The organism is Kytococcus schroeteri, assembly GCF_002847825.1.
Lineage (GTDB): Bacteria > Actinomycetota > Actinomycetes > Actinomycetales > Dermatophilaceae > Kytococcus > Kytococcus schroeteri.
On sequence record NZ_PKIZ01000007.1, the window covers coordinates 1 to 16592 of the forward strand.

At 71.3% G+C, this 16592-nt stretch carries 15 protein-coding genes and 2 pseudogenes; 12 read left to right on the forward strand and 5 right to left on the reverse strand.

The genetic code is table 11. The annotated features are described in order from the left end of the window. Positions 1 to 563 precede the first annotated feature (563 nt). Positions 564 to 1271: a hypothetical protein gene (locus CYJ76_RS04595; RefSeq protein WP_101849397.1), complete on the forward strand. Its 708-nt coding sequence runs from the start codon at positions 564 to 566 to the stop codon at positions 1269 to 1271. 45 nt (positions 1272 to 1316) lie between these two features. Here the strand turns inward: CYJ76_RS04595 and CYJ76_RS04600 are convergent, their stop codons facing one another. The 3 genes and pseudogenes from CYJ76_RS04600 to CYJ76_RS04610 form a co-directional block, all read right to left on the reverse strand. After that, positions 1317 to 1895 carry a TMEM165/GDT1 family protein gene (locus tag CYJ76_RS04600; RefSeq protein WP_070703928.1) on the reverse strand — a complete coding sequence of 193 codons (579 nt, stop codon included), beginning with the start codon at positions 1893 to 1895 and terminating at the stop codon, positions 1317 to 1319. Positions 1896 to 2126: 231 nt separating this feature from the next. Further along, positions 2127 to 2903 (reverse strand): peroxide stress protein YaaA, encoded by a 777-nt coding sequence (gene yaaA, locus CYJ76_RS04605; protein ID WP_070703930.1) that lies wholly within the window; start codon positions 2901 to 2903, stop codon positions 2127 to 2129. A gap of 72 nt (positions 2904 to 2975) precedes the next feature. Next, positions 2976 to 3758 (reverse strand): annotated as a pseudogene (locus CYJ76_RS04610) (3-hydroxybutyrate dehydrogenase). 343 nt (positions 3759 to 4101) lie between these two features. Here CYJ76_RS04610 and CYJ76_RS04615 point away from each other — a divergent pair. The 11 genes from CYJ76_RS04615 to prfB all read left to right on the forward strand — a co-directional run bounded on the left by CYJ76_RS04615 (position 4102) and on the right by prfB (position 14131). Next, a complete protein-coding gene (locus tag CYJ76_RS04615) occupies positions 4102 to 5382 on the forward strand; it encodes a CpaF family protein (RefSeq protein WP_083323455.1) in 1281 nt (426 codons plus the stop codon). Next, positions 5379 to 6242 carry a type II secretion system F family protein gene (locus tag CYJ76_RS04620; RefSeq protein WP_070703932.1) on the forward strand — a complete coding sequence of 288 codons (864 nt, stop codon included), beginning with the start codon at positions 5379 to 5381 and terminating at the stop codon, positions 6240 to 6242. Before CYJ76_RS04615 ends, CYJ76_RS04620 begins: the two co-directional genes overlap by 4 nt. Then, a complete protein-coding gene (locus CYJ76_RS04625) occupies positions 6239 to 7168 on the forward strand; it encodes a type II secretion system F family protein (protein ID WP_070703934.1) in 930 nt (309 codons plus the stop codon). Before CYJ76_RS04620 ends, CYJ76_RS04625 begins: the two co-directional genes overlap by 4 nt. Before the next feature lie 150 nt (positions 7169 to 7318). Next, on the forward strand, positions 7319 to 7519 hold the full coding sequence (locus CYJ76_RS04630; protein WP_070703936.1) for a hypothetical protein: 201 nt from the start codon (positions 7319 to 7321) through the stop codon (positions 7517 to 7519). Then, complete coding sequence (locus tag CYJ76_RS12410; RefSeq protein ID WP_070703938.1) at positions 7516 to 7902, forward strand: TadE family protein; 387 nt, start codon at positions 7516 to 7518, stop codon at positions 7900 to 7902. Before CYJ76_RS04630 ends, CYJ76_RS12410 begins: the two co-directional genes overlap by 4 nt. Continuing rightward, on the forward strand, positions 7899 to 8372 hold the full coding sequence (locus CYJ76_RS04640; RefSeq protein ID WP_070703940.1) for a hypothetical protein: 474 nt from the start codon (positions 7899 to 7901) through the stop codon (positions 8370 to 8372). The genes CYJ76_RS12410 and CYJ76_RS04640 overlap by 4 nt, the downstream gene beginning before the upstream one ends. Beyond that, positions 8369 to 8881: a pilus assembly protein TadG-related protein gene (locus CYJ76_RS04645; protein WP_070703942.1), complete on the forward strand. Its 513-nt coding sequence runs from the start codon at positions 8369 to 8371 to the stop codon at positions 8879 to 8881. The genes CYJ76_RS04640 and CYJ76_RS04645 overlap by 4 nt, the downstream gene beginning before the upstream one ends. Before the next feature lie 169 nt (positions 8882 to 9050). Next, on the forward strand, positions 9051 to 10307 hold the full coding sequence (locus tag CYJ76_RS04650) for a serine hydrolase domain-containing protein (protein WP_070703944.1): 1257 nt from the start codon (positions 9051 to 9053) through the stop codon (positions 10305 to 10307). 159 nt (positions 10308 to 10466) lie between these two features. Next, positions 10467 to 11741, forward strand: a complete 1275-nt coding sequence (locus CYJ76_RS04655) for a serine hydrolase domain-containing protein (protein ID WP_070703946.1) — start codon at positions 10467 to 10469, stop codon at positions 11739 to 11741. Positions 11742 to 11895: 154 nt separating this feature from the next. Continuing rightward, entirely contained in the window at positions 11896 to 12906 is a 1011-nt protein-coding gene (locus tag CYJ76_RS04660) for a zinc-dependent alcohol dehydrogenase (protein WP_070703948.1), read from the forward strand. 112 nt (positions 12907 to 13018) lie between these two features. Continuing rightward, positions 13019 to 14131, forward strand: coding sequence for a peptide chain release factor 2 (gene prfB / locus CYJ76_RS04665; protein WP_070703950.1), 1113 nt, complete (start codon positions 13019 to 13021; stop codon positions 14129 to 14131). Between the two features lie 80 nt (positions 14132 to 14211). On the opposite strand, the gene leuA is transcribed toward prfB, so the two are convergent. Both leuA and leuD read right to left on the reverse strand, forming a co-directional pair. Then, complete coding sequence (gene leuA, locus CYJ76_RS04670; RefSeq protein WP_238138155.1) at positions 14212 to 15933, reverse strand: 2-isopropylmalate synthase; 1722 nt, start codon at positions 15931 to 15933, stop codon at positions 14212 to 14214. A gap of 129 nt (positions 15934 to 16062) precedes the next feature. Continuing rightward, positions 16063 to 16581 (reverse strand): annotated as a pseudogene (gene leuD, locus CYJ76_RS12820) (3-isopropylmalate dehydratase small subunit); the annotation flags it as partial. Positions 16582 to 16592: the final 11 nt, after the last annotated feature.

Sequence of the window (16592 nt, forward strand, 5' to 3'; positions counted from 1 at the left end):
CCTCCGAGGGTCCGCCCTCGGCTTCCGCAACCTGACCCACTACGTCGCCCGATCCCTCCTCGAAGCCGGCGGCTTCAGACCACGACTACACCCTCAGATCGGATGAGCCTGACAAGTCCGGGTCGTCAAATGAATCGCGACGAACCGGCACCTGCGGACCTGCGGGAACAGGAAGTGCCGACTACCTACGAATCTTGGGCCGGTCGGTCGGAGGGTGACGACGTATGGGTGCAGTGTGGGAGTTACAAGAAGTTCACTGGTGGGAATTTCCCTCACAACCCCGGAGTCAGGGCCGGCACCGGGAACATCTCATCACCAAAAGATTACCATGCGCACCATAATCTGCCTCAGAAGTTTCAGGGTTACTTTTCTTCTCGGGGGTTGAATATTCACAATCCCAAATACGGCTCATGGGTGTGGTCAAGCAAGCATTTGGCGGATGCGCGTAGGTTCAATGCGCACTGGGAGTGGTTCCGTACCACGTATCCACACGCCTCGATGTATCAGATCGAGCAATATGGACGGTTTCTGGCTCGCGAGTTTGGGTACAGGATCTACTTCTGATGCAACAGCGCACTGAACCTCACTTCTTCCTCGTGGACCTGGACCCCGGTAGCGGGTTGAAGATCACTGTGGAGGGGTTGACGCCAGTCAGTCGGTCGTCGGCCGCGCTGGATATGACGACGGTTAGTGCCGGGCCGGTGCCCGAGGCGGCGGGTCACGAGATGTGGACGGTGGTTCACGACGATCTCCGTCAGGTGGTCGAAGCGACCGGTGCCACCGGCGTCAGGTTTCATGCCGCGCCCGAGCCGAGCCCTGCATTGCAGGAGATTCACCCAGGTTACTGGTATCACCTCGAGGTGACGGGGACCTCGCCGGGGGTGAGCCGTGGCTTCCATGACGACCACGTGTCCTTCGAGCGCATGCCGGGCGGGATGTTGAGCCTGGTTCACCCCTGCATGGACCCCTCCCCGCAGGGGTGGGACGGGTCGGACGTCTACATGCCGGCCGGTACGCGGCTCATCGTGGTCACCGAGCCCGTGGCGCGAGCGATCCAGGATGCCGGGTGCTCGGTCGAGCTGGTCGAGGTCGGCCGAGCCCGCACCCCGGGTGGGATGGACGTCGTCATGGAGCTGTCGGATCGTCTCGGCGAGGAGGAGGCCAGCCGGATCCTTGAGCAGATGACGCCCGAGGACCTCTGGGAGCAGCGGACCGGGCGAGACCGTGAGACGTGGGAGGGACCCGGCTACTGCCCTGACGTCGTCCGTTGACGGGACCGGCCTCTCGGGGGGCCGCTTCGGTCTGCGCTGCGACGGTCAGAACAGGCCGGCGCCCTCGGCGATGAGGACCAGCCCGAACAGCGCGAAGAGCGCCGCGGCGCCATAGGTGATGACCTTCTCGGGGAGCTTCCTGCCCAGCACCGCGCCCACGACGATGGCCAGCGCGTCGGCGGCCACCATGCCCAGCGTGCTGCCGATCCACGTGCCCAGCCAGCCCTCGCGGGTGGCCAGGGTGATGGTGGCCAGCATCGTCTTGTCGCCCAGCTCGGCCAGGAAGAACGCCGTTCCCACGGCCAGGATGGCGGCGCCGGTGGCGTGGCGGGCCTTGTCGGCCTCCTCGTCGGTGAGTTCGTCGCCGCGCAGGGTCCACAGGGCGAAGCCGAGGAACGCCACACCGGCGGCGACGGCGATCCAGTGCCGGTAGTTGGCGAACGCGTCGCCGATGAAGTAGCCGATGCCCACGCTGGCCAGGTGGACGATCGCGGTGGCCACGGTGATGCCGATGAGCACGTCGCGGGCCTTGTAGCGGGCGGCGAAGGTCATGGCCATGAGCTGGCTCTTGTCGCCCAGCTCGGCGATGAAGATCACCGCGGTGCTCAGGAGGAAGGCTTCCATCAGGGGGTCTCTTTCCGCCCGGTCAAAGGCGGTGGACGCTGTCCCGTGGACGCCTTCGACCGGGCACACGTCTCAGGCCCCGTCGGGCGGGGGAGGGGTGCGTCGTTCCGGTCGAAAGTCTCGTCCGCCACCGGTGGTGGCCTCCTGCGCCGGGCCGATGGTGCTGGCCAGTCTGTCGACGCAGGTGTTGGGGACTACTCCCTTTCGAGGGCGCAGGCTAGCAGGAAGTAATCAGGCCTCGCGGCGGAAGACCGGCTCGTCGCGGGTGGAGACCTCCGGTGCGTAGGCGTAGCCGGCCGCGTCGAAGCGGGTGAGCGCCTTCACGCTGCGGGTCCGCTGCCGCACCATCCACGAGGCCATGGCGCCGCGGGCGCGCTTGGCGTGGAAGGAGATGACCTTCCACTCGCCGGCCGGGGAGCGGTCCTCGAAGCGCGGGGTGACCACGCGTGCTTCGAGGCGGCGGAGGTCCACCGCCTGGGAGTACTCGCCGGAGGCCAGATTGACCACCACGTCCGGGCCGGGGGAGTCGGCCAGGTCGGCGGCCACCTGCTCGGTGATGGCCTCGCCCCACCACTGCACCAGGGTGTCGCCCCGGTCGGTCCGCAGCCGCGTACCCATCTCCAGGCGGTAGGGCTGCATGAGGTCCAGCGGCCGCAGCACGCCGTACAGCCCGGAGAGGATGCGCACGGTCTTCTGCGCCTCGGTGAGGTCGCGGGTGTCCAGGCGGCCGGCGTTGAACCCCCGGTAGACGTCGCCGGCGAAGGTGAACACCGCCGGTCGGGCGTTCTTGCGCGTGAACGGCGTGTGGAAGTCCGCGTAGCGCTCGGCGTTGAGCTGCCCCAGCTCGGCGGAGATCCCCATCAGCTCGGAGAGGTCCTCCGGCGACTTGGTCCGCATCACCTCCACCAGCTGCTCGGCGTGCTCCAGCAGCCGGGGCTGGGTGTGCACCCGGGTGGGCAGGCGGGAGTCGAGGTCGAGGGACTTGGCGGGGGAGAGCAGGGCCAGCACGCCCCGGACCGTATCCCAGCCCGCCCAGGTGGGCCGCGGGGTCTCGGCTCGGGCGTCAGCCGGCGGCCCAGGTCACTGGGCCGTCCAGCCGCCGTCGATGACGAGGTTCGCCCCCGTCATCGAGGACGAGTGCGGACCGCAGAGGAACAGGGCGGCATCGGCGATGGCCTCCACGGACGCGAACTCCTTGAGGGCCTAATTCTTCAGCAGCACCTTCTCCGCCACCTCGTCCTCGCTCATGTGGTGGCTGGCGGCCTGGTCGGCGATCTGGGCCTGGATCAGCGGGGTCCACATGTAGCCGGGGTTGATGCAGTTGCTCGTGACGCCCTTGCCGGCGCCCTCCAGGGCGGTCACCTTGCTCAGGCCCTCCAGGCCGTGCTTGGCGGCCACGTAGGCGGCCTTGTACTCGCTCACCCGCAGGCCGTGGGCGCTGGAGATGTTGACGACGCGGCCCCAGCCGGCGTCGTACATGTGGGGCAGGGCGGCGCGGGTCAGCAGGAACGGTGCGGTGAGCATGAGCTGCTGGATGAGCTGCCACTTCGCCACGTCGAACTCGTGCAGGGGCTGCACGTGCTGGATCCCGGCGTTGTTCACCAGGATGTCGATGTCCAGGGACAGCGCCGCCAGGGCGTCGGCATCTGAGAGGTCGAGTTCCCAGGCCTCGGCGCTGCCGCCGGCGTCCTGCACCTTGCCCACCACGCGCTCCAGGCCCTCGCCGTCGATGTCGGCGAGCACCACGTGCGTGCCGGCTCCGGCCAGGGCGCGCCCGATGCCGGAGCCGAGCCCGCCGGCGCCGCCGGTGGCCAGGGCGCGCTTGCAGGCGAGGTGGGTGGGGGAGGTGTTCGAGGTGTCCATGCGGTGACTCCAGGAAGGCCCACCGACGACGTCGCCGGCTGCTCCGGCACGCCCGGGAAGGTCACGAGATGGCGTCGGCTTGGCAAGGATTTGGTCAACGCCGGCGGGCCCGTTGGCGTGGTGGAGGGCCGGGTTCCAGTCCGTCCTCCCGGGAAATCGCGTTCCCGGGTGGCTGCCAGCACGCCCCCGCTGCCCGTGGGTGAACGGGCCATAACGATCCGCCCAGCAAACGTTCAGGGTGGCTCTCGGGGCCTGTGGACAACGGCGGACGCGGGGGTGCGGTCCTTCCGTAGCGTGCCCCACGTTCCCCTCACATCACCACCGGAGCCGAACCGGAGCCGCCATGCCGCACACCCTGCAGGACGTCGCGCCCACCCCCGCCGGGCCCGTCGCCGAGGACCGTCCCACGTTGCGTTCCCTGGAGGACCGCGTGCGCGACGTCGTGCGTCGACGGGAACTCGACCCGGACACCGACGTGCAGGAGGTGCGCGACCTCGTTGACGAGGTGGTCGAGGCCCACCAGCAGGCTGCCGGTGCGGGGCGTGGGCGCCTCATCGTCGACGAGCCCGCGGTCCGCCGACACCTCGTCGATGCCGTGAGCGGCCTGGGCGAGCTGCAGCAGTACCTCGACGACCCCGAGGTGGAGGAGATCTGGATCAACTCGCCCCAGCACGTGTTCGTCGCGCGGGGTGGACGCTCGGAGCTCACCCCGGTGCTGCTCACCGACCAGCAGGTGCAGGACCTCGTCGAGCGCATGCTCAAGTCGAGCGGCCGCCGCATCGACCTCAGCTCGCCGTTCGTGGACGCCTCCCTGCCCGGAGGTGAGCGCCTGCACGTGGCCATCCCGGACATCACGCGCCGCCACTGGTCGGTCAACATCCGCAAGTTCGTCTCCCGCGCCCACCACCTCGAGGACCTCGTGGCCCTGGGCAGCCTCACCGCACCGGCGGCCTCCTTCCTGCGGGCGGCGGTCGCCAGCGGACTCAACGTGCTCGTCTCCGGCGGCACGCAGGCCGGCAAGACCACGATGCTGAACTGTCTCGCCGCGGCCATCCCTCCCCACGAGCGGGTGGTCACCGCCGAGGAGGTCTTCGAGCTCCACGTGCCCCTGCGGGACACCGTGGCGATGCAGTGCCGCCAGCCGAGCCTGGAGGGCACCGGGGAGATCACGCTGCGGCGCCTGGTCAAGGAGGCGCTACGCATGCGGCCCTCGCGCATCATCGTCGGCGAGGTGCGGCAGGAGGAGGCGCTCGACCTGCTCATCGGCCTGAACTCGGGCCTGCCGGGCATGGCCACGGTCCACGCCAACGGCGCCCGAGAGGCCGTGCTCAAGATGTGCACGCTGCCGCTGCTCGCTGGTCCCAACGTGGCCAGCTCGTTCGTGGTGCCCACCGTGGCCAACGCGGTCGACCTCGTCGTCCACTGCGCGCTGGAGCGTGACGGGCGCCGCCGGGTGCAGCAGATCTGCGCCCTCCCGGGTCGCGCGGAGGGGGACGTCATCGAGATCGCCGACATCTTCACCCGGGTGGAGGGCGAGCTGGTCCGCGGTGACGGCTTCCCGCCCCACGCCGAGCGCTTCGCCCGAGCGGGCTTCGACGTGCGCGAGATCCTGGGGGCGTCGTGACCGGCTGGCTGGTGGGGGCGCTCGCGGGTCTCGGGCTCGCGCTCGTGTGGGACTCGTGCTGGCCGGCGCGCCCCCGGCAGGCGGTCACGCGCACGACCTGGCGGGACCGGGTGGCCGACGATCTCGCGGTCGCCCGCTGGACGGGCGTCACCCCGAGCGGCCTGGTGCTGGCCACGCTCGCGGCGGGGTTCGTCGTGTTCGTCCTGGTGGCGGGCCTCACCGGCGTCCTGCCGGTGGCCCTCGCGTTCGGCATCATCGCGGTCGCCACGCCGTGGATGGTGCTCTCCGGGGCGGCGGGTCGCCGCCGCACGCGCCTGCGGGATGCCTGGCCCGACTGCGTGGACCACGTCGCCAGCGGTGTCCGGGCCGGCATGGCGCTCCCGGAGGCCCTCGCGCAGCTCGCGGTCCGTGGTCCCGAGGAGCTGCGTCCCGCCTTCGCGGCCTTCGCCCACGACTACCGGGCCACGGGCCGCTTCCACGTGAGCCTGGACGCCCTCAAGGAACGCCTGGCCGACCCTGTGGGCGACCGTCTGGTGGAGGCCCTGCGCATCGCCCGCGAGGTGGGTGGCAGCGACCTGGGCGTCGTGCTGCGGACCCTCAGTGCCTTCCTGCGCGAGGAGGCCCACACCCGGTCCGAGATGGAGGCCCGCCAGAGCTGGACGGTCAACGCGGCCCGGCTGGGCCTGGCCGCCCCGTGGGTAGTGCTGGCGCTGCTCGCCACGAGGGGCAGCTCACTGGCCGCCTACGAGTCGGTCACGGGCGTCGTAGTCCTCGTGACCGGGGCCGGGGTCTCCGTGGGGGCCTACGCACTGATGATGCGGCTCGGGCGCATCCCGCAAGCCGAGCGGGTGCTGCGATGAGCTGGTCGTGGCCGGGCGCCGCCGTGGGCATGCTCGTGGGACTCGGGCTCCTGCTGGTGCTGTACGGAGTTCCACGGTGGCGCACCCCCTCCCTCGCGATGCGGGTGGACCCCTACGTCCGGGACGAACCCGCGCCGGTGCGCCTGTTCAACCTGGCCCCGCACGAACAGCTCACCGTGCACCATGTGGTCGACCCGGTCACCCGGCGGCTGGGGGCGCGGCTGGGGGAGTGGCTCGGCGGCGAGGAGGTGCTGGTGCGGCGCCTGGAGCGGGCCGGGCTCGTCCCGGACGTCCCGGGGTACCGCGCCCAGCAGGCCGTCCTGGCCTGCGTGTTCGCCGCGGCCGGCGCGGCGCTCGGTGTCCTCCTGTGGAGCACGGGCCGGGCGGCGCCCCTGCTGGCGCCGGCACTGGGGCTCTCCGGGGCCGTGGCCGGCGTGCTGCTCCGCGACCACCTGCTCTCCCGGCGACTGGCCCGGCGCGAGCGACGTGTGGTGGAGGAGTTCCCGGCCATCGCCGAGCTCCTGGCGCTGGCGGTGGCGGCCGGTGAGTCCGCCTCGGCCGCCCTGGAGCGGGTGGCGCGCCTGAGCCGCGGTGAGCTCTCGCGGGAGCTCACCCAGGCGCTCGCGGAGGCACGGGCAGGGGCGAGCCTGCCCGTCGCGCTCGAGGGCATCGCCGACCGCACCGGCGTCCCCAGCGTGGCGCGCTTCGTGGACGGCGTCATCATCGCCGTGGAGCGCGGCACACCCCTGGCCGAGGTGCTCCGTGCCCAGGCCACCGACGCCCGGGAGGCCGCACGCCAGGCGATCATCGCCGAGGGCGGCCGGCGCGAGATCCTCATGATGATCCCGGTCGTCTTCCTCGTGCTCCCCGTCACCGTGGTCTTCGCCATGTTCCCGGGCCTGGCCGCACTGCAGGTGAACCTCTGATGCGCCGCCCGCCTGCCCCGCACCGGGGCCCCACGAGCTCGGTCACCGTCCCGGTGGCCGTGGGGAGCCACGGCTCCCTTCCCGTTCCCTGCGGGGGACCCCTCGACGGGAACCGTTCCCGTTCGCAGCACACACCCAAGGAGACCAAGCATGACCACCTTCCAGAGCATCTACGCCCGTCTCGTGACGGCGTACACGCGGATGACCCAGGACACCGAGCGCGGCGACGTGCCCGGCTGGGTGCTCATCACGATGATGACGGCGGGCCTCGTGACGGCGCTGTGGGCCGTGGCCGGCCCCACGCTGAACGGTCTGTTCACCAGTGCGGTGAACGGGGTCCAGGGCCCGTGAGCCGGTGGAGGGCCGGTGAGCGTGGCTCCGCGACCACGGAGTTCGTACTCACCAGCGGGCTGGCCCTCCTGACGGTCATGGCCGTGCTGCAGCTGGCCTTCGCCCTGCACGTCAAGAACTCGCTCACCGCCTTCGCCGTCGAGGGGGCCCGCCACGGTGCCCGCGCGGGGGCCGCGCCCGGTGACGGGGTGGCCCGCACGCACTACCTGGCGGACCAAGCCCTCGTCGGCCGGGCGGTGAGCGAGGTCTCCGAGCACCACGAGGTCGTCGGCGGGAGGCAGGTGGTGGTCGTGGACGTCCGCGCCGACCTCCCGCTCGTCGGCCCGTGGGGCATCGGCCAGGACCTCGAGGTCCGGGGCCGTGCCCTCCGGGAGGGGACGTGAGCCGCCATCCGTGGGCGCGCGTCGTCCTCCGTCGCACCCGGGGAGGCACGGACCCCGAGGTCGGCAGCGCGATGGTGGAGTACCTCGGCGTGGTGGCCTTCGTCCTCCTGCCGGTGCTCTACCTCATCGTGCTCCTGGCAGAGATCCAGTCCGCGGCCTTCGCCTCCACCGCGGCCGCGCGGGAGACCGCGCGCGTCGCCGTGGCCGGCATCGCCACCAACGCGCCCGACGCCGAGGCCAGTGCCCTGGCCGCAGGCGACCTGACTGCGGAGGACTTCGGTCGTACGGGGGAGTTCACCGTCGCCTGCAGCGGCTGCGGCGACCCGGAGGCGGACGCCGCCGTCACCGCCACTGCCGAGGTGGTGGTGGAGCTCCCCGCGGTGGCCAGCTTCGGCATCGACGCCCCGTCGGTGATGACCTTCACCGCCACCCACACCGAACCCGTCGACCGCTACCGGGAGCAGCAGTGAAGCACCCTCTCCGCTCGCTCCTGCGACCGTGCTCCGTCGGGCGTCCCACGCCCGCCGGCCCCCGGCACGACCGCTCCGAGCACGGCGGCATGCTCGTGATGCTCATGGGCTTCGTCGCCGTCATCGTCTCGATGGTGATGGTGGGCATCGACAGCACCAACGTGTACCTGGCTCGCATCGAGACGCTGAACGTTGCCGACGCCGCGGCCCGCGGTGCGGCCGACGCGCTCTCCGAGGAGGGCTACTACGCCGACGTCGACACGCCGCTGGACCCCCAGCAGGTGCAGCGCGAGGCCCGCGACGCCATGGAGCGTCAGGTCCCCTCGCGCCGCATCGAGGCGTGGACCCTCGATGCGGCGACGCCCAGCGGCGACGGCCGCCAGGCCACCGTCCGGGTCACCAGCCAGGTGCACTTCCCGGTCACCGACGTCGTCCGGGCCTGGGTGCCGCACGGCACCACGGTGACCGTGGAGTCCACCGCCCGCGGCAGCACCGGCAGCGAGCGCTGACCGTCCGGCATCCCCGCCCCTCCTGGTCGCCGCGTTCACATCCCGCGTGCGCACCGAGACGCGCCACACCCCGCTACCGTGGGAGGCCCGCCGGGGACCACGGACGCCACGGGGGTGGGGGAGCAGCAGACGATTCCCGCGGCGTCCGGACACAGACTGGGAGGACACCATGACCACCATCAGCCGCCGGGAGCTCGCCGGTCTCACCGCCGGGGCCGTCGCCGCCGGCGTCGCCGCTCCTGCACCCACCCTCGCCGCACCGCTCGACACCCCCGCGGGCGATGCCGTGCGTGCCCGCCTGCGCGCCCTCATCGGCCACACCGCCGTGGGTGCGGTGGTCTCCGTGCGAGGGCGCCACGGGGCGCTCGACGCCGCGGCCGGTCGCCAGTCGGTCTCGGGGGCCGCGGCCACCATCACCTGCCGCGGCCGCGTCTCCAGCATCACCAAGATGCTCGTCACCACCGCGGTCATGCTGCAGATCCAGAAGCGCACGTGGACCCTGCAGACCACCATCGACGACGTGCTCCCGGGCCTCTGGCCGGGCCGCGGCCGGGTCACCCTGCGCCAGCTGCTCAGCCACACCTCGGGCATGCCGGACGCGCTGGACGTCATCACCCCGGGCAACAACATGTACGAGCAGTCCCCGGCGGCGCTGGAGGAGGCCTGCTCGCGCCAGTACACCGATGCCCAGCTCGTGCGCATCGCCCGCGGCATGACCTGGCGCTTCACGCCGGGCGAGGGCTACTCCTACTCCAACACCGGCTTCGTGGTCGTCGGCATGATGCTGGAGAAGGTCACCGGCAAGCGGCTGGAGAACCTGCTCCGCACGCAGGTCTTCCGCCGCACCGGCATGGGGCAGACCAGCCTGGAGCGTGGGTTCTCCGTGCCCAGCCCGCAGCTGTCGGACTACATCGTGGAGCCCGAGGGGCGCTACCGGCTGGAGCGCGTCAACCTGAGCACCTTCTCCGGCGCCGGCGCAGTCATGGCCACCTCGGCCGACGTCACCGACTTCATGTACAACCTCTTCCGCGGCAACATCATCAGCCAGTACCTGGTCGACAAGATGTGCACCCCCTACGGCGCCGCCAAGGAGTACTCCTACGGCCTGGGCCTGCGCGTCGTGCCCGATGACGTGGCGGGCACCGGCAACCTCTACGGCCACACCGGGGCCGGTTGGGGATCGGTGGCCCACGCGCTGTCCACCCGGGACGGGCGGCGCCGGATGGCCTACGTCGCCACCGGGCGTCCCTACTGGTGGGGCGGCAAGGGCACGATGGACCTCAACCGTGAGGCCCTCCGCAAGGCGGCGCTGCGGGCGACCTCCCACACCTCCGCCCGGACCTCGGCCAGCGGCGGCGGCCTGGACCCCGTCGTGGTCCGTGGCGCGGCGCGCTACGACGCCGAGGTGGCGCCCTTCTTCGGCTGAGGCCCCACGCGGCCGGGTGCCCCCGTGGTCCCCTCGGCAGGGGCGGCGGGGGCGCCCGATCTCATCCCGTGGGCGGGTGGTGCGCGCACCAGCGCACTGATGAGGATGGGTGCGGCCCACACGGGCCAGGACCTTGATCCCACGACACAGGAGAACGCCATGAGCACCGCCCTGTCCCGCCGCCAGTTCGCCGGCCTGGCCACCGCCACGGCCGCGACCGCTGCGATGACCGCTCCCGCCGGTGCGGCGACCGTCACGCCGCAGACCATCGCCACCGGCCCCAACGCGGTCGCCCTCAAGAAGGCGCTCCAGAGCACCATCGGCCGCCCTGTCGTCGGTGCCGTCTGCTCGGTGTCCGGCAAGTACGGCCGCATGGACATCGCCGCCGGCCGCTTCTCCCTGGGACGCAAGGAGCTGGCTCGCGAGAACGCCCGCGCCCGCATCAGCTCCATGACCAAGCCGCACGTGGCCACGGCCGTGCTGGAGCTCGTGGAGAAGGGCACCTGGTCGCTCAAGACCACCATCGACGACGTGCTGCCGGGCCTGTGGAAGGGCCGTGGCCGTGTCACCATCGGCCAGCTGCTCAACCACACCTCCGGCATGCCGGACCACATCAACGACTACGTGACCCGCTACGTCGAGGAGCACGGCTTCACCCTCGACTGGTGGGAGGACTTCACCAACGACCAGTGGACCCACGCCAAGATCATCCGCGAGGCCAAGAAGCTGCCCTGGCACTTCGCGCCGGGCACCGGCTGGTCCTACTCCAACACCGGCTACGTGGTGCTGGGCATGATGCTGGAGAAGGTCTACCGCAAGCCCATCGACAAGGTCCTGCGTGAGCGCATCTACACCCGCATGAACATGAACCAGACGTTCCTGTTCAACTCCGCCAAGGTCGAGAACCCCAAGCTCCAGCTGGAGGACGTGGCCATCCTGGGCAAGCGCAAGGAGCGTCTGGAGAAGAACAACCTCTCCATCTTCTCGGCCTCGGCCGCCGCGATGGCCACCTCCGCGGACATCACCGACTTCTGGGCGCTGCTCATGCGCCACAAGGTGCTGTCCAGGACGATGGTGGACCGCATGATCACCCCGGTGGGTGCGGCCAAGGAGGCCCAGGCCGGTTACGGCGTGTTCGTGCTCGACGACGTCTGGACCGGCAAGGGCAAGGTGTACGGCCACGACGGTGGTGGCTTCGGCTCCAGCGCCATGTCGTTCACCTCGCGTGACGGCTGGCGTCGCATGGCGTTCATGATGACCGGGCGCCCCTACGACGAGCAGAGCAACCTGCTCCTGGACGGCCAGGCCAAGGTCATGGACGCCTGCATGGCCGTCTCCACCAACCGTTCCGGTCGTCCCAAGGGCTACTCGGCCGCCGCCGTCCGCCGCGAGGTCATGCCCATGCTGCAGCGCTCCGCGTTCCGCATCGGCTGACACCCGCACGACGCACTCGCGTCACGCCCGTCCCGGGGCCCGCACCACTGGTGCGGGCCCCGGTTCGTGCTCGGTGGGCCGGGGGCGGTGACAGCGCTACGGTCGGAGGAGGTGGTCCGTGGGGGCCACCGTCCACCCACCAAGGGAGAGTGCTGTGAAGGCTGCCGTCGTCCCCGCCCTGAACGCCCCGCTGGAGATCCGTGAACTCGACCTCCCCGAGCCCACCGCCGGGCAGGTGCGGGTCCGCATCGAGGCCAGCGGGCTGTGCCACACCGACATCCACGCCGCGCGCGGTGACTGGCCGGTCAAGCCCAAGACGCCGCTCATCCCCGGCCACGAGGGGGTCGGCATCGTCGAGGAGGTCGGCGAGGGCGTGGACTCCGCGATGGTGGGGCAGCGCGTGGCCCTGCCCTGGCTGGGGCGGGCCTGCGGCCGGTGCCGTTACTGCGTGGGTGGGCACGAGACCTACTGCACCTCCCCGGAGTACATGGGCTACACCATCGACGGTGGGTACGCCGAGCACGCGATCGGGTACGCCTCCCACGTGGTCCGCGTGCCCGAGGGGGTGAGCGCCTTCGACGCCGCGCCCATCACCTGCGCGGGTGTGACCACCTACGCGGCCCTGAAGTCGGCCCGTCCGCAGCCGGCGGAGTCGGTGCTCGTCGTGGGCACCGGCGGCCTGGGCCATCTGGGTCTGCAGTACGCCAGGACCTTCGGGTGCCGCACCATCGCCGCGGACGTCACCGACGAGAAACTGAACCTGGCCACCGAGCAGCTGGGCGCCGACCACGCGGTGGACGCCCGTGGCGACCTCGGGCAGCAGGTGGGTGCGCTGGGTGGTGCCGACATCGCCCTGGTGACGGTGCCCAGCCCGGCCGCGATGGCGGCCGCGCACGCCGCCCTCAACCCCACCGGTCGCCTGGTGCTGGTGGGGCTGCCGGCCGACAACCAGCTGACCCTGCCGGTGTTCGAGACGGTCCTGCGGGGCATCAGCGTGCACGGCTCGCTGGTGGGCACCCGCAACGACCTGGCGGAGTGCTTCGAGCTGCACGCCATGGGGCGCACCACGGTCATCGCGCAGTCGCGGCGCCTCGAGGACGTCAACGAGTGCTTCGAGGAGGTGCTCTCCGGGTCGGTGCCGGCGCGGCTGGTCTTCGAGTTCTGAGGGACCGACCCCCATCCGACGCGGCCCGGGAGCACCCACCCCGAGGTGATCCCGGGCCGCGCCGTCGTTCGACGGGGGAGGGGCGGCGGCGCACCGCGTAGACTGCCCCGCTGTGGCTGTCGACTTTGCGCAAGAGATCCGGGAACTCCGCACGACCATGGAGTCGGTGCGGGAGGTCATCGACCTGCCGAAGCTGAAGGAGCAGCTGGCCGACCTGGAGGAGCAGTCCAGCGCGCCGGACCTCTGGGACGACCCGGAGAACGGCCAGAAGGTCTCCTCGGCCATGTCCCGCGTGCGCGGTGAGGTCGAGCGCGTGGAGGGCATGGACGCGCGCATCGACGACCTCGAGGTGCTCGTGGAGATGGCCGAGGAGGAGTCCGACGCCGAGACCCGCGCCGAGGCCGAGAAGGAGCTCGCCTCCATCCAGGCCGCGGTGGAGAAGCTCGAGGTGCGCACGCTGCTCTCCGGCGAGTACGACGAGCGCGAGGCCGTCATCACCATCCGCGCCGGTGCCGGAGGCGTAGACGCCGCGGACTTCGCCGAGATGCTCATGCGCATGTACCTGCGCTGGGCCGAGCGCCACGAGTACCCCACCAAGGTGCTCGACACCTCCTACGCCGAGGAGGCCGGCCTCAAGTCGGTCACCTTCGAGGTGAACGTGCCCTACGCCTACGGCAACCTCGCCGTCGAGGGCGGCACGCACCGCCTCGTGCGCATCTCGCCCTACGACAACCAGGGCCGCCGGCAGACCTCCTTCGCCGCGGTGGAGGTGGTGCCCGTCATCGAGCAGACCGACTCCATCGAGATCCCGGAGAACGAGATCAAGGTGGACGTGTTCCGTTCCTCGGGCCCCGGTGGGCAGTCGGTGAACACCACCGACTCCGCCGTGCGCATGACCCACATCCCCACCGGTGTGGTGGTCTCGATGCAGAACGAGAAGTCGCAGATCCAGAACCGCGCCGCCGCGCTGCGCGTGCTGCAGTCGCGCCTGCTGCTCATCCGCAAGGCCGAGGAGGCCGCGGAGCGCAAGGAGCTGGCCGGTGACATCAAGGCCAGCTGGGGCGACCAGATGCGCTCCTACGTGCTGCACCCCTACCAGATGGTCAAGGACCTGCGCACCGGCCACGAGGTGGGCAACACCCAGAACGTGTTCGACGGCGACATCGACGGCTTCATCGAGGCCGGCATCCGCTGGCAGCGCGGCCAGGACAAGCAGGCCGACTGACGCGGCGCCCGGCCACCCGGCCGTGACGAGGAGGGGCGCACACCACGTGGTGTGCGCCCCTCCGACGTGTACGGTCCCGGTCAGACGGCCACCGGCTCGGCCGGCTCCGCCGGAGCGGTCTCGCTGGCCGCGGCCGCCCGGTTCACCGCGCAGGTGATGGCCCGCAGCGAGGCCGCCGTGGTGTTGGGATCGATGCCGGCGCCCCAGAACACCTGCCCATCCACCTGGCACTCCACGTACGCGGCGGCGCGGGCGTCACCGCCGGTGGACAGCGAGTGCTGCGAGTAGTCCACCACCTGCACGTCCGTACCGGCCCGGCGCAGTGCGTCCAGGTAGGCCATGACCGGCCCGTTGCCGTGGCCCTCCAGGATCTGCTGCGCCCCGCGCAGGGTCACCGAGGCCCGCAGCGCCACCTGCCCGTCGTCGCCGGTGCGCATGTCGGCGTCGTGGAACTCCAGCGGTCCGGTGCGCTCCAGGTACTCCGCGTCGAAGCACTCCTTGATGGCGTCCGGCGTCATCTCGCCACCCTGGCTGTCGGTGCGCTGCTGCACGGCGCGGGAGAACTCGATCTGCATGCGCCGCGGCAGCTGCAGGGAGTGCTCGGTGCGCAGCACGTAGGCCACGCCGCCCTTGCCGGACTGGCTGTTCACCCGGATCACCGCGTCGTAGCTGCGGCCCACGTCGCGCGGGTCCACCGGCAGGTAGGGCACCGCCCACGGGTGCTGGTCCACCGGCACGCCCGCCGCGGTGGCCTCGGCCTCCAGGGCGGTGAACCCCTTGTTGATGGCGTCCTGGTGTGATCCGCTGAACGCGGTGAACACCAGGTCACCGCCGTATGGGTGGCGCTCGGCCACCGGCAGCTGGTTGCAGCGCTCCACCGTGGCCCGGATGCGGGGCATGTCCGAGAAGTCGACCTCCGGGTCCACCCCCTGGCTGAACAGGTTCATGCCCAGGGTCACCAGGCAGACGTTGCCCGTGCGCTCGCCGTTGCCGAACAGGCAGCCCTCGATGCGGTCCGCGCCGGCCAGGAAGCCCAGCTCGGCGGCGGCCACGGCCGTGCCGCGGTCGTTGTGCGGGTGCAGGCTCAGCACCACGTCCTCGCGGTGGTGCAGGTGGCGGCTCATCCACTCGATCGAGTCGGCGTACACGTTGGGCGTCGACTCCTCCACCGTGGCCGGCAGGTTGGCGATCAGCGGCTTCTCCGGTGTCGGCACCAGCACCGTCATCACCGCGTTGCACACGCGGACAGCGAACTCCAGCTCGGTGCCGGTGTAGCTCTCCGGGGAGTACTCGTAGGTCACCTCGGTGCCCTCGGGCAGCCGCGCCTCGGCCTCCTTGCACCAGCGGGCGCCCTGCAGGGCGATGTCCACCACCTCGTCCTGGGTGGCGCCGAAGACCACGCGGCGCTGCAGGGTGGAGGTGGAGTTGTACAGGTGCACGATGGCGCTGTGGGCGCCGCTGATGGCCTCGTAGGTGCGGTCGATGAGGTGCTTGCGCGCCTGCACCAGCACCTGGATGCGCACGTCAGCGGGCACCAGGTCGTTCTCGATGATGTGACGCACGAAGTCGAAGTCGGTCTGGCTGGCCGCGGGGAAGCCGACCTCGATCTCCTTGTAGCCCATCTCCACCAGCAGCTGGAACATCTCCAGCTTGCGCTCGGGGCTCATCGGGTCGATCAGGGCCTGGTTGCCGTCGCGCAGGTCCACCGCGCACCAGCGGGGCGCACGGGTGGCGCGGCGGTCCGGCCAGGTGCGGTCCGGCAGGTGCACGGCCGGGGCGGGGGAGTAGCGGCGGTGCGGCATGGCGCTGGGCCGCTGCGGCCACCGGGCCTCCACGGCCTCGCGGGAGGGGGTGGTCACCGTGCCGCGCGTGGTGGGCCGGTGGGTGGGGCGGCGCGCCTCGTGGGCGTCGATCTCCTCGGCGTGGCCCAGGGTGACCGCGATGGCGTCCTTGCCCTCGGCCAGACGGCGGGCCACGTGGTCGTCCACCTCGAAGGTGGTGCTCACCGCCCCGCAGGTGACGGTGCGGGCGGGCAGGTCGACGGTGACCTCGCGGCCGGGCTCGGCCTCCAGCTCCGCCCAGATCGCCTCGACCTCGGCCGGCGCGACGACGGCGGCCAGCAGGCCCTGGTTGCCGGCGTTGGCGCGGAAGATGTCGCCGAAGCGGGGGGCAAGCACGACGCGGATGCCGTACTGCATCAGCGCCCAGACGGCGTGCTCGCGGGAGGAGCCCGTGCCGAAGTCCTCGCCGGCCACCAGCACGGAGCCCTCTCGGTAGCCCTCACGGTTCATGACGAACTGCGGGTCCTCGCGCCAGCGGGCGAACAGGCCCTCCTCGAAGCCGTCGCGGCGCACGCGCTTGAGGTAGGTGGCGGGGATGATCTGGTCGGTGTCCACGTTGCTGCGACGCAGGGGGATGCCGGCGCCGGTGTGGGTGGTGAAGGTCTGCATGGCGGATCTCC

Bases quoted from the DNA above. Each gene is read 5' to 3' on its own strand.
- CYJ76_RS04595 (WP_101849397.1), top strand. From the start codon at position 564: ATGCAACAGCGCACTGAACCTCACTTCTTCCTCGTGGACCTGGACCCC.
- CYJ76_RS04600 (WP_070703928.1), bottom strand. From the start codon at position 1,895: ATGGAAGCCTTCCTCCTGAGCACCGCGGTGATCTTCATCGCCGAGCTG.
- CYJ76_RS04615 (WP_083323455.1), top strand. From the start codon at position 4,102: ATGCCGCACACCCTGCAGGACGTCGCGCCCACCCCCGCCGGGCCCGTC.
- CYJ76_RS04625 (WP_070703934.1), top strand. From the start codon at position 6,239: ATGAGCTGGTCGTGGCCGGGCGCCGCCGTGGGCATGCTCGTGGGACTC.
- CYJ76_RS04630 (WP_070703936.1), top strand. From the start codon at position 7,319: ATGACCACCTTCCAGAGCATCTACGCCCGTCTCGTGACGGCGTACACG.
- CYJ76_RS04650 (WP_070703944.1), top strand. From the start codon at position 9,051: ATGACCACCATCAGCCGCCGGGAGCTCGCCGGTCTCACCGCCGGGGCC.
- CYJ76_RS04655 (WP_070703946.1), top strand. From the start codon at position 10,467: ATGAGCACCGCCCTGTCCCGCCGCCAGTTCGCCGGCCTGGCCACCGCC.
- leuA (WP_238138155.1), bottom strand. From the start codon at position 15,933: ATGCCGCACCGCCGCTACTCCCCCGCCCCGGCCGTGCACCTGCCGGAC.